Below are 13,531 nucleotides of genomic sequence, written 5' to 3' on the forward strand. Positions count from 1 at the left end.
GCTCGGTTGTGCTAAAAATTATCAGATACCGAAGCATTAAAATGGAAAAAGTACCGGAATAATCGCGATGCTAATTCCCATGACAATAAATGTGAAAGGTATACCAATCTTCAGAAAATCTGCAAATCGATATCCCCCGGGTCCCAGTATCAATGTATTAACGGGAGATGAAACAGGTGTCATAAATGCCGCCGATGCTGCTACACCAATAATCATCGCAAAAGGCAGTGGGGAAACAGACATCTGGTTTGCTGCTGCAATGGCAATCGGTGCCATTAATACCGCCGTCGCGGTATTGGAAATAAACAATCCGATGACAGCACAAAGCACAAACAGACACATCAGCATCACCTTCGGTCCCAAATCGCCTGCGATATCCATTAATCCACGGACGATTAGCTCAATGCCTCCCGTTTTCTGCAATGCCAGTGCAAAAGGCATCATGCCGACAATCAAAATAATACTCGGCCAGTGGATTGCTCTATAAGCACTCTCCATATCAATACAGCGAAATTTTCCCATCAGCAGACAAGCAATCAGCGCAGCAATAAAGTTCGGAATTTCATTGGTCAGCATCATGCCAACCATCAAGGCGAGGCAAAACAGCGCATGAGGTGCCTGTGATGCAGCAGGAGCGGCGCTTTCTACCTCGGCAGGTAGATTCAGGACAATAAAATCCGGTGTTTTCGTTTTCAATGCACGAACCAGTCTCCAGTCGCCAATTACCAGCAACATATCACCAAGTAACAGAGGTTCATCGACTAATTTCCCTTCCAGCGCCTTGCCACCACGGCGGATACCTACGACATTAAGGCTATAGCGTGTACGGAATTTCATGCTACGCAAGGATTGCCCCAATAAATCCGATTCAGGTATCACGGAAATTTCAGCCATACCAACATCGCGGGACTGCGATGAAAAATATTCCCCGCGTAATACCATCGGTTCTAGCTTCTGCTCACTACAAAATTCCCGTAAATCGATATCACTTTCAGACATATCCACCAGCAGAACATCTTGCCCCTGAAACTCAATATTCCCAGTGGCTGCAATCATCACTCTGCGGAACTTACGCCAGCGTTCAATGCCAATAACGTTGGCACCATAACGGGCACGTAATTTCAGTTCATCCAGTGAGTGGCCAATCAAGGGTGAATTTTGACGAATTGCAAGACGACGGGCGCGACCCGATAATTTATAGTCACGGATCAAATCACGAAATGTGCGATGATAGCGTTCATCGACTGTCTGCTGAGTTTCTCCTCCCAGCCAGCGACGGGCGATCAACATATAAACCACACCTGCCAGCAACACTAAAATACCTATCGGTGTAATGGAAAAAAAATCAAAGCCCCGCAGGCCTTCACGCACCAGTTCACTGTTGACAACCATATTGGGCGGCGTAGCAACCAATGTCATCATGCCACTGATTAAACCTGCAAACCCCAATGGCATCATCAGCCGTCCCGGAGAAGTTTTCATTCTGGCTGCCACACTTAAAACAACTGGAATGAAGATTGCCACAACTCCGGTTGAACTCATGAAAGCTCCCAGTCCAGCAACCGAGAGCATTAACCAAACCAGCATCTTGGTTTCACTGTTGCCAGCAACACGAACCAGCCAGTCCCCCATCTGATAGGCAACACCTGTCCTCACCAGCCCTTCGCCAATAATGAACAGAGCGGCAATCAACAACACATTGGGATCACTGAAACCGACAGTGGCTTCACTTAATGTCAGAGTGCCACTCAAGACAAATGCGATGATCACCAATAAAGCCACAACATCCATTCTGACTTTATTGGTGGTGAAAAGCACAATAGCTATTAATAACAGGGTTAATACCCACAACAGTTCGCTATTCAATCTGACCCCTATCAACGATACCTTTGAACGATACAAACGCTAATAGAGTAAGTAGACCATTTTTATCAGGGAAAATACCACGTTACGATCAATAAACTCCCTGATTTTTGGCATATGCCCGTGCGTTATCTTTCACATTGATGCTTTGCCGGCTGCAATTCAAAATTTACTCGGTATAAATTGAGACATAACCGCCGGATTTAACGATTTCAATATCTTCCAGATTTGTGATCGTCAAATGGATTTCATCACGGCGGGGAATATCCGGTGAATCGTGGACTACCACCACTTGGCAACCAGCATCCAGACCCGCATGAATCCCCGCAACAGCATCTTCAAAGACAACACATTCTTCTGGCAGCAATCCCAGCTTCTGGGCACCCAATAGATAAGGTTCAGGGTTTGGTTTTCCATTCTTGACAGATTCAGCCGTCACCCAATGGGCAGGTTCCGGTAACTCCGCAACCTTATGGCGCGCAGAAGCAAGGGGAACCGTTCCCGATGTCACTATTGCCCACGGAATATCCAACGCATTCAGCTTATCAATCAGGGCAACAGCTCCGGGTAAAGCAGTAATGCCTTCCGTATCTTCTGTTTCGAGTTTTTCTATCCATTTGAAAGTGCTTGCTATCTCTTCTTCACTGGCATCAGGCATAAAATGACGCAATGATAATATTGCCGGAGTACCATGAACATAGTGCAATACTTCATTCCGGTCGATACCCATTTTATCGGCAAACTGTATCCATGCCCGCTCAACTGCGGGCAGTGAATCAATCAGCGTACCATCCAAATCAAATAAAAAACCTCTGCATTTCAGTACCAAGCCCGACTCCTTCAAACGCGGCTATGCGTTAATAATTTGACCAATCTCCACGGCACTCAGATGGTATTGACGAGGGCAAGAGAGCCAAAGCGCCAACATCTGCTGATACTTATCCCACATCGGTGTCTGGGCATTGAAACCGTGACTGCCGGAATCAAAATGAGTATAGCGTCCTTCTGTATTTACCATAAAACGAACATAAGCAAGATAATGCGGTTCTGTCGCCGCATCAAAGCCTAAAAATGCAATGCGACGTTCATCCAGCTCTTGTTTGTCTTTAAGATTACTCAATGAAACGTGCAACGCATGATACATTTCCATAATATTAATAATAGTGCGACAAGTCTCTTCCGGTAACTCACCAAAATCGCGATCCAACTCACGCAATTGTAGACCAAAACCCCTTTCGATAATGGTCTGGTAACGGCGATAACGCTCAGCATGTTCAGGTTCCAGTATAGACATCAGTTTGTATTGGTTGGAGAGGATTAAACGTTGTGCATGGGTCATTTCCATTGTGGAACTCCTTGAGGAAAGGGAACTATCTTGACCGCATCATCGCACTACCCATTTTTTATGAGTAGCGCAAAACACCACTTTATTGATCTGAACAGGGAGTTTATAGATTAATTGATTCAGCCACCGCCATAATGAGCTTCCGGCGGTTTAAATATCATCAAGAAAAGAGTTGTCCAACTGCTTGAATGCACGTTTAAGCAATTCAGCCAACGAGAAGTAGGTTGGGATATTTTCCACAGGTGCCATTGCTATTCCTGCTTCTGCAAACTTTTCCCTGATTTCATAAAACCATTTCAGCAATCCTTCCGGCAAAGGTGTTGCTGCTCGTTTTCCCAGCCACCACAATCCTTGCAGCGGTAAACTACAAGCAAACAATGCCGTTGCAATCGATGGGCCTAACTGACCACCCAGTGCAATTTGCCATGTCAGCGTAAAAATTGCTAATGGCGGCATAAAACGAATACCAAAGCGAGTTGCCTTAATCACACGGTTTTCTGGAAACACAGGTGCAAGCTGCTTTTCCAGTGGCCATGTTTTCAGATATTGCTGCCCTAACTGCATTCGCTTAAACCAACCTTGGTTGACAGGGGGAGTCGTATTCATCATGACCTCAATCAATTAAAGGTATAGTTTTTAAAAAACCTCTACAAAAGATAAAATCTTTTTTGTAGTATTAATACTATTAAGTATATTTTGTCTTTATTGCTAGCAAACGGTATCCTACACAGACTTTTATGTTGTTGCAGCAGCAAAACAGAAATTTTGGCCTTTTTAGCAACAATCAGGTTCGTTTGTTAACAAATTATTTTTTTAACATTGTTCTTATTTAAGATTAGATCACAACAAGATAATAGGTATTTCCATGTCAAGTAAGCTGGTACTGGTTCTTAATTGCGGTAGCTCATCCCTGAAATTCGCTATCATCGACCCTTCCAATGGTGAAGAATATCTTTCTGGTTTAGCAGAGTGCTTTAGCCTGCCTGAAGCCCGTATTAAATGGAAAATGGATGGCGCGAAAAATGAAGCTGCTTTAGGTGCCGGCGCAGCACACAGCGAAGCGCTGAACTTCATTGTTAATACTATTTTGGCTGAAAAGCCAGAACTTTCCGCACAAATTTCAGCCATCGGTCACCGTATCGTGCATGGTGGCGAGAAATTCACTTCATCCGTGATTATCACCGATGAAGTTATCGAAGGCATTGAAGCAGCGATCCCATTCGCACCACTGCACAACCCTGCTCACCTGATCGGTATTTCAGAAGCGAAAAAAGCATTCCCTCATCTGGTTGAGAGAAACATTGCTGTATTTGACACCGCATTCCATCAGACTATGCCTGAAGAAGCATACCTGTATGCACTGCCTTATAACCTGTACAAAGAGCATGGAATCCGTCGTTACGGCGCACACGGTACCAGCCACTTCTACGTTTCCCGTGAAGCAGCCAAGGCTCTGAACAAACCAGTTGAAGAACTGAACATCATCACCTGCCATCTGGGCAATGGTGGTTCTGTTTCTGCGATTGTTAACGGTCAGTGTGTTGATACTTCCATGGGCCTGACGCCACTGGAAGGTCTGGTTATGGGTACCCGTAGTGGTGACATCGATCCAGCTATCGTATTCCACCTGCACGATGCGATGGGCATGACTGTGGCTCAGATCAATACCCTGCTGACCAAAGAGTCTGGCTTCCAGGGCCTGACCGAAGTGACCAGCGACTGCCGTTACGTAGAAGATAACTACGAAACCAAAGCTGACGCTAAACGTGCCATGGACGTTTACTGCCACCGTCTCGCTAAATATATCGGTGCTTACAGTGCACTGATGGAAGGCCGTCTGGATGCAATCATCTTCACCGGCGGTATCGGTGAAAACTCCGCACTGGTACGTGAACTGACCATTAAGAAAATTGCTCTGCTGGGCTTCGAATATGATCACGAACGTAACCTCGCTGCGCGTTTCGGTAAATCAGGCGTTATCACCACTGATAACGGCCGCCCTGCTTTGGTTATCCCAACCAATGAAGAATTGGTAATCGCTCAGGATTCAGCACGCCTGACTGCATAAGCAGCATGATTTTCAAGAACCGCCAGCATTGCTGGCGGTTCTCTATTCATGAATGCCTTGATTAATATTTCCTTAATAAATATTGCGTTGGCTCATAGTTCATGGTTCGTCTATTTATATACCATATCGCATTGAGTCATCTTTATTGACTGACGAGCAACCGTTAAAGAGGTTTCCGTGTCCCGTACAATTATGCTAATCCCTACTGGCACTAGCGTTGGTTTAACCAGTGTCAGCCTGGGCGTTATTCGCTCCATGGAGCAAAAAGGCGTTCGCCTGAGCGTTTTCAAACCTATCGCACAACCACGTCATACTGGTTCTCAGGATCAGACTACTTCCATCATCCGTTCACACTCCAGCATTTATGCTGCGGAACCTATGGATATGGCACACGTGGAATCTCTGCTGACCACCAACAAAAAAGATGTATTGATGGAAGAAATCGTGGCGCGTTACCACGAAAACTCCAAAGATGCAGAAGTTGTTCTGATTGAAGGTCTGGTTCCGACCCGCAAACATCCGTTTGCTCAATCCCTGAACTATGAAATAGCCAAAACGCTGAACGCTGAAATCGTATTTGTTACTGCGTTGGGCACGAATTCCCCGGAACAGCTGAAAGAGCGTATTGAGCTGAGCCGTGCAGAATATGGTGGTATCAAGAATCAAAATATCATCGGTGTTATTGTTAACAAACTGAATGCACCTGTTGATGACCAAGGCCGCACTCGTCCAGATTTGTCCGAAATTTTTGATGAATCGACTAAAGCAACTGTTGCTTATGTCGATCCAAAAACCATTTTCAAAAATAGCCCACTGCCCATTCTCGGCTGCATTCCATGGAGTTTCGATCTGATCGCCACCCGTGCGATTGATATGGCTAAGCACCTGAAAGCAGATATCATCAATGAAGGTGCTATTGAAAGCCGCCGCATTAAGTCCGTGACTTTCTGTGCCCGCAGTATTCCTAATATGCTGGAGTACTTCCGCCCGGGTTCTTTGCTGGTAACTTCCGCTGACCGCCCTGATGTCCTGATCACTGCATGTCTGGCTGCCATGAATGGTGTCGAAGTTGGTGCAGTATTACTGACTGGTGGTTACTCAATTGATGATTCTATCCGTGAACTGTGTGAACGTGCATTCAGCACCGGCCTGCCAGTTTTCACCGTGAGCACCAATACATGGCAGACTTCTCTGAACCTGCAAAGTTTCAGCCTGGAAGTTCCGGCAGATGACCACGAGCGTATCGAAAAAGTACAAAACTACGTTGCACAACACATCAGCAGCGAGTGGATAGATTCTCTGGCTGCGGCTTCAGAGCGTCCAAACCGCCTGTCCCCTCCAGCATTCCGTTATGAGCTGACCGAACTGGCTCGTCAGGCCGGCAAACGTATCGTTCTGCCAGAAGGCGACGAACCACGTACCGTCAAAGCAGCGGCTATCTGTGCTGAGCGCGGCATTGCTGAATGTATACTGTTGGGTGATCCGGAAGAAATTCGCCGTGTGGCGGCCGCTCAGGGCGTTGAACTGGGTGATGGTATTGAAATCGTTAACCCGGCAGCAGTACGTGAGCGTTATGTTCCGCGTCTGGTTGAGTTACGCAAGAACAAAGGCATGACCGAAGTTGTTGCTCGTGAACAACTGGAAGACAACGTTGTTCTGGGTACCCTGATGCTGGAACAAAACGAAGTTGACGGTCTGGTGTCCGGCGCAGTTCATACTACCGCTAACACTATTCGTCCGCCATTGCAGCTGATCAAAACCGCGCCAAACAGTTCACTGGTTTCTTCAGTCTTCTTCATGCTGCTGCCGGAACAAGTACTGGTTTACGGTGACTGTGCGATCAACCCAGATCCAACCGCAGAACAACTGTCTGAAATCGCTATTCAGTCAGCTGACTCTGCAAAAGCATTCGGTATCGAGCCACGCGTTGCCATGATCTCCTACTCCACCGGTAACTCTGGTGCGGGCAGCGATGTTGAAAAAGTTCGTGAAGCAACCCGTCTGGCACAAGAAAAACGCCCGGATCTGATCATCGACGGGCCATTGCAGTACGATGCCGCTATCATGGCAGACGTGGCAAAATCCAAAGCGCCAAACTCACCGGTTGCTGGTCAGGCGACCGTGTTCATCTTCCCGGACCTGAACACAGGTAACACCACTTACAAAGCAGTACAGCGCTCTGCGGATCTGGTTTCTATCGGGCCAATGCTGCAAGGTATGCGTAAGCCTGTTAATGACCTGTCCCGTGGTGCATTGGTTGATGACATTGTTTATACCGTTGCCCTGACTGCAATTCAGGCAACTCAGCAAGAAAACGCCTGATTTTCTAGCAGAATAAATTAATCACACGAAATACCCCCATGCTAAAAGCATGGGGGTATTTTTTTGTCTGTTTTTATCTGTATAAAGTTTCGGATAAATAACACTGATAAGAAAGAAATAGTAAAATCAATAAATATTCTGATTTCTTTTAGTTATCACATGGCTATAACTTATTAATGATGAAACATATTCTCTCAAAACCCATCCCAGCAACAAAAAATATCGACATCAAGTTACTATTTAGTTAATTTGTCTATATTGATTTGTTTTTTGATCACTTTTAAGCAAAAAATTCTTTTCACCTAAACCAGCTTAAATTAAACAGAAATTTTCTTACTTTTAAACAGATGCGCGGATTAAATCTGAACGATTAAAAAGGAGAAATGTGTATGTCACATAACTATAATCACTCCTCAAAAACAGCATCATCAATTGATAATTCCCCCCCCTTTAATGCACATCCCCTTAGTTCTCCACAACAAGTTATCTGGCTGGATCAAATGATTCATCCCTCTTCTTCCAACTATAACATCGGCCTTTTGATCTGCATTGAAGGAGAATTGAATCGAACATTATTCGAGAAGGCGTTTAAATCCATTGTTTCTCATTATGACTCCTTGCGCTTACAGCTTATAAAAACTCATGCACTGCCCATGCAGAAAATTGATGATACCTTTCCGGCATCGGTAGTCATGCACGATTTTTCATCGCATTCAGATGCAGAAATCCAAGCCAAGAAACATATTGATGCCAGATTCATGCAGCCATTCCATTTGAATGAGCCGCTATGGCGTTCTGAATTGTTATGCGTGAGTAAGACACGCTGGCACTGGCAGTTTTGCTGTCATCATTTGATCATGGACGGCATTAGTTTGTTTATACTCCTCAACGAGGTTATTAATACTTACAACAATCTGATGCAAAACGTCCCCTTAAATGAGATCGTTCCTTCCTATCTGGACTTCATCATTGATGATCAGGTTTATCTGGCTTCTCAACGCTATTCACACGATTTACAATTTTGGGTGAAACGCTATGAAAATCCGCCACCCTCATTGCTCTCAGTTCCCCATTCCAAAAATGCAGAAAACAACGAGCCGGCTAAACCTATTTTCTGGCAAATAGATAAAGCGCTTTTTCAACGTATTGAAGAGATTACGACTCAGCAAGGAGTATCCGTTTTACATTTCATGTATGCCATCTTGGCTTGCTATTTTGCACGGACAACGGACGCAGATGAAATTGTCATTGGTATTCCAGTACACAACCGCAAAAATGCCCTACAGAAACGCACAATGGGGATGTGTGCATCCATTATCCCAATCGGGGTGCCTATTTCGCCCAAAGACACTATCTGCGATATCATGCACAAAGCCGCGCTAGAATTGCGTCGTTGCTATAAGCACCAACGTGTACCCATTGCTGAGATTAATCGAAAAACACATATCCAACAGAAAACAGGACGAACTCAATTATTTGACATTACGCTGTCATTAGAACCTTTTAAAGCCAATCTGCACATGAAAGGAAACAATGTCCGCATCAAATCGTTTGACTTGCATCATGGCGTACCCTATCCCTTATCAGTCATTATTAAGCAGTACACAGATACAACCTGTCCTGAAGATGATTACCAACCCGTCACAATTGAATTCAATTTCTCTGCTGATTATCTGGGCACTGAAGAAGTCATGGCTCTCCAATCCCGCCTTGCCGTATTAATTGATTCCGCCATTACAGCATTGGATGTGCCAATAACCCGTTTATCCCTCTTGCCGGAAACAGAGCGTCAGAAAGTATTATCTGATTTCAATGCCAACCAAACCAATTTCCCACAGGATGCCTTAATTCATCAACTGTTCGAAGCACAGGTACAACGCACACCAAACGCCACAGCCATCGTCTTTGAAAAACAATCCCTGAGTTATGACGAACTGAACCGCCAAGCCAATCGCTTGGCGCATCATTTGATTGAACTGGGTGTACGCCCGGATGATCGGGTAGCGATTTGTGTTGAGCGCAGTCTGGATATGGTCATCGGCCTATTGGGGATACTTAAGGCCGGAGGTGCTTATGTACCACTCGATCCGGCTTATCCGGCTGAACGACTGGTTTATATGCTTAATGATTCAGAACCGGTGGCACTGGTTATTCAGGCGGTCATGACAGAAATATTGGGCAATAATCTTACAGCCGGTAAAATGCCGACCATAGTGCTTGATGCAAAAGAATGTTCTGTTTTGAATAACCAACCGACAGAAAACCCAGATACGCAAGCTCTGGAAATGACCACACACAATCTGGCTTATGTCATTTATACCTCTGGCTCTACTGGGCAACCCAAAGGGGTGATGATTGAACATCACGGGTTATGCAACCTGATTGCTACTCAACAAGACACGTTATCCCTTACCCCTGATAGCCGGCTCTTGCAGTTTGTCTCAAATAGCTTCGATGTCTGTATCTGGGAATGCTTTATGGCACTTCTGGTAGGAGCACGTCTCTATCTTGCAAAACGTGCCGATATTCTGCCTGGCGCTACCCTGTCCAATTACTTAGAAAACCGTGCCATTACTCACGTATTTTTGTCACCTACCGCTTTGGCTGCCATGGATTCTCTCCCCGGCACACTACAAGTTTTAATCACGGGAAGTGAGACATGCCCGTCAACTTTAGTCAACCGTTGGGCTCAGGGACGAAAAATGTTCAATGGCTATGGGCCGACAGAAACCACCATCTGTGCCACTCTCTACCTGTGTGACAGTCAAGAAAAAAATGCTCCTCCCATTGGTCGCCCTATCTCCAATACCCAGATTTATATCCTTGATACCGATGGAAAACCCGTTCCAATCGGTGTTACAGGGGAAATCTATATAGCCGGTGTCGGTGTCGCCCGTGGTTACCTCAACCGTCCGGAACTGACAGTGGAGCGCTTCCTGCCTGATCCTTTCTCGACGACAGCCGGATCACGCATGTACAAAACCGGCGATTTAGCCCGTTGGATACCTGATGGCAATATTGAATACATTAGCCGTAATGATTTTCAGGTTAAACTACGTGGCTTTCGAATTGAACTGGGGGAAATCGAAGCAAACCTGACTCAATGCTACGGTGTACGTGAAGCAATTGTGGTTGTCCGAGAAGACATTTCAAAACAGAAACGGCTGGTTGCTTACTTGCTTGCTGAACCAAATGCGAAATTAGTGCCGGCAGAACTACGTCAACAACTCTCGCAACAACTTGCCGAATATATGATCCCCAGCGCTTTTGTAACACTCAGCCGCTTCCCGCAAACAGCTAATGGTAAACTTGACCGTCAGGCCTTACCAGAACCAGATCAGACAGCCGTCGTAACATATGGCTATGAAGCACCGGTAAATGAAGCAGAAACCATACTGGCTCAGATTTGGCAAACACTACTGGGGGTAGACAAGATTGGCCGTTATGATCATTTCTTCGAGCTAGGCGGACACTCTCTGATGGCAGTCAGTCTGATCGAACGATTGTACAGTTTGGGGTGGGTTCTTGGTATCCACACTGTGTTCGCCACTCCCGTACTGGCAGAAATGGCAAAAGCGATGCTGACAATTCAGGATAATACCGCCCGATTCGCCGTGCCCCCCAATCTTATCCCCGACGGCTGCATAGCTATTAGTCCTGACATGTTGCCTCTGGTTTCCCTGACGCAAAGTGAGATTGATACTATAACGACTACTGTTCCCGGAACTGGCGCTAATATCCAGGATATCTACCCGCTCGCACCATTACAGGAAGGAATTCTGTTCCATCATCTTTTGCAAGCACAAGGTGATACTTATCTTTTACGTACGTTGTTTGCTTTTAATACCCGCGAATGGCTTGATGCTTTTCTGGCAGCTTTACAACAGGTCATTAATCGTCACGATATTCTGCGTACTGCCATCTGCTGGAACGGATTGTCCCGGCCGGTGCAAGTCGTCTGGCGTCAGGCATCCCTGCCCATTAATACATTTGTACCGGACATCAGACAGGATGTCGCGTCTCAATTACTGTCACATACCGATCCGCACCATCGCCGCCTTGATATCACTCAGGCTCCACTTTTCTCTGCCGACATTGCCCATGATCATCACCAAAATGAGTGGCTGCTGTCTCTCACTTTTCACCACTTAGTGAGTGATCACACGACGCTGGAACTTATCATCTCTGAAATCAATGAGCTGCTGCACTGTTATGTCAAAAACGAGCATTATGTCAAAAACGAACAGGCTGAAAATCTACCTGTAGCAGTACCTTACCGCAACTTCGTTGCTCAATTTCTGAGTGTGCCTGCCTCAACACACGAAGCCTATTTCCATGAAGTCCTCTCCGATATTGATGCGCCGACCACACCTTTCGGGATATTGGATGTCCACAGTGGGGATAGAGAGATAAAAGAGACCACACAGTCACTTGATACGACACTGGCCAAAGCAATCCGAAGACAAGCCCGCCGTCAGGGAGTCAGCCCCAGCATACTGTTTCATGCCGCGTGGGCACTGGTACTGGCACATACCAGCGGGCGGGATGATGTCGTCTTTGGCACAGTTTTGCTGGGGAGAACACAAGGGAATATTGGCATTGATCGGATTATGGGTCTATTTATCAATACACTGCCCATACGGATTCAACTTGTCGGAAATAGCACACAGTCGGTCATCCAAACAACTTACCACAGTCTGATGAATCTGCTGGAACACGAACAAGCCTCACTGACGCTGGCACAGAATTGTAGCGGTGTAGCACCATGCTTACCGCTATTCAGCGCGCTACTTAACTATCGTCATAGCCAACCAAATGCGCTCCATACAAAATGGAAAGATATACGTTTGTTGAAAGTACAAGAAAGAACTAACTATCCCATCACTCTATCCGTAGACGATTTAGGCGAGGATTTCAGTTTAGTTGTCCAGTCTGTTTCAGGTATCGATCCATTGTGTCTGAGCGCCTATATGATCACGGCTCTGTCAGGTCTGGTAACAGCTTTAGATACAGAACCCCAAAAACCAATCCTGAATATCTCTATTCTGCCTGCCAATGAACGCCAGCAGCTACTGGTTGATTTCAACGCCACCCAGATCGATTTCCAGCAAGATGCCTTAATTCATCAACTGTTCGAAGCTCAGGTACAACGCACCCCAAACGCCACTGCCGTGGTCTTTGAGGAGCAGTCCCTAAGCTATGATGAACTTAACCACTGCGCCAACTATCTGGCTCATCATTTAATAGCACAGGGTATACAACCTGATGATCGGGTAGCAATCTGCGTTGAACGCAGCCCGGCTATGATTGTGGGGTTACTGGGTATTCTGAAAGCTGGCGGGGCTTATGTACCACTTGACCCGAATTATCCCAGTGAACGACTGGCGTATATACTCGAAGATTCAACACCGAAAGCTGTCATTACCCAAACAAAGTTACTCAATCTGCTTACCTGCTCAGTCCCCACAGTGGTACTCGACAGCGCTGAACAATACCTTGATATTATATTAGCCGATAATACTATTCTAATCGGTAATCCAGATACTCAGGCACAAGGGCTGACGTCACATCATCTGGCGTACGTGATCTACACGTCTGGTTCCACAGGGCAGCCCAAAGGGGTCGCGATTGAACACCGCAATACTGTGAATTTCCTGACATGGGCGCAACAAACTTTCTCCTCTGAAGAGTTAGGACATACCCTTTTCTCGACCTCACTGAATTTTGATTTAGCTGTATACGAATGTTTTGCGCCGCTTATCTCAGGAGGAACGGTACATCTTGTCCCTAACGCACTTTCACTGACTAGAGCGTGTTGATCTTTTTGGTATAAAAAGCAAGCAGCAAATGGGGCTGTTATAATGGTTTCGCCAAAAATCAAAACAATTACCCCAAATGCCAAGACTAATGTTAACAGATGATAGCTGGAAATT

General features: G+C 45.8%; 7 protein-coding genes. 3 read left to right on the top strand and 4 right to left on the bottom strand.

Going from position 1 to position 13,531, the window contains the following annotated elements:
* Positions 1–36: 36 nt before the first annotated feature.
* The 4 genes from AACQ81_RS11905 to yfbV form a co-directional block, all read right to left on the bottom strand.
* The gene (locus AACQ81_RS11905) at positions 37–1,866 is read right to left on the bottom strand and encodes an SLC13 family permease (RefSeq protein ID WP_237387394.1); all 1,830 of its coding nucleotides are present in this window, start codon (positions 1,864–1,866) and stop codon (positions 37–39) included.
* Positions 1,867–2,032: 166 nt separating this feature from the next.
* Positions 2,033–2,692 carry a sugar phosphatase gene (locus AACQ81_RS11910; protein WP_272903079.1) on the bottom strand — a complete coding sequence of 220 codons (660 nt, stop codon included), beginning with the start codon at positions 2,690–2,692 and terminating at the stop codon, positions 2,033–2,035.
* Between the two features lie 21 nt (positions 2,693–2,713).
* Positions 2,714–3,208 carry a YfbU family protein gene (locus AACQ81_RS11915; RefSeq protein ID WP_237387395.1) on the bottom strand — a complete coding sequence of 165 codons (495 nt, stop codon included), beginning with the start codon at positions 3,206–3,208 and terminating at the stop codon, positions 2,714–2,716.
* A 150-nt stretch (positions 3,209–3,358) separates the two neighbouring features.
* A complete protein-coding gene (gene yfbV / locus AACQ81_RS11920) occupies positions 3,359–3,814 on the bottom strand; it encodes a terminus macrodomain insulation protein YfbV (RefSeq protein WP_237387396.1) in 456 nt (151 codons plus the stop codon).
* Between the two features lie 259 nt (positions 3,815–4,073).
* Here yfbV and ackA point away from each other — a divergent pair, with 259 nt between their 5' ends.
* From ackA to AACQ81_RS11935, 3 genes are all read left to right on the top strand, one after another.
* The gene (gene ackA / locus AACQ81_RS11925; protein WP_237387397.1) at positions 4,074–5,276 is read left to right on the top strand and encodes an acetate kinase; all 1,203 of its coding nucleotides are present in this window, start codon (positions 4,074–4,076) and stop codon (positions 5,274–5,276) included.
* A 177-nt stretch (positions 5,277–5,453) separates the two neighbouring features.
* On the top strand, positions 5,454–7,598 hold the full coding sequence (pta, locus tag AACQ81_RS11930) for a phosphate acetyltransferase (protein ID WP_237387398.1): 2,145 nt from the start codon (positions 5,454–5,456) through the stop codon (positions 7,596–7,598).
* A gap of 389 nt (positions 7,599–7,987) precedes the next feature.
* Positions 7,988–13,417, top strand: coding sequence for a non-ribosomal peptide synthetase (locus tag AACQ81_RS11935; RefSeq protein WP_237387399.1), 5,430 nt, complete (start codon positions 7,988–7,990; stop codon positions 13,415–13,417).
* Positions 13,418–13,531 lie beyond the last annotated feature (114 nt).

This window comes from Xenorhabdus sp. Sc-CR9 (assembly GCF_963897815.1).
Taxonomy (GTDB): domain Bacteria; phylum Pseudomonadota; class Gammaproteobacteria; order Enterobacterales; family Enterobacteriaceae; genus Xenorhabdus.

What these genes read in the sequence shown, in the direction of transcription:
- AACQ81_RS11915 (WP_237387395.1), bottom strand. Translation starts at nt 3,208, where the DNA reads ATGGAAATGACCCATGCACAACGTTTAATCCTCTCCAACCAATACAAA.
- AACQ81_RS11935 (WP_237387399.1), top strand. Translation starts at nt 7,988, where the DNA reads ATGTCACATAACTATAATCACTCCTCAAAAACAGCATCATCAATTGAT.
- yfbV (WP_237387396.1), bottom strand. Translation starts at nt 3,814, where the DNA reads ATGAATACGACTCCCCCTGTCAACCAAGGTTGGTTTAAGCGAATGCAG.
- ackA (WP_237387397.1), top strand. Translation starts at nt 4,074, where the DNA reads ATGTCAAGTAAGCTGGTACTGGTTCTTAATTGCGGTAGCTCATCCCTG.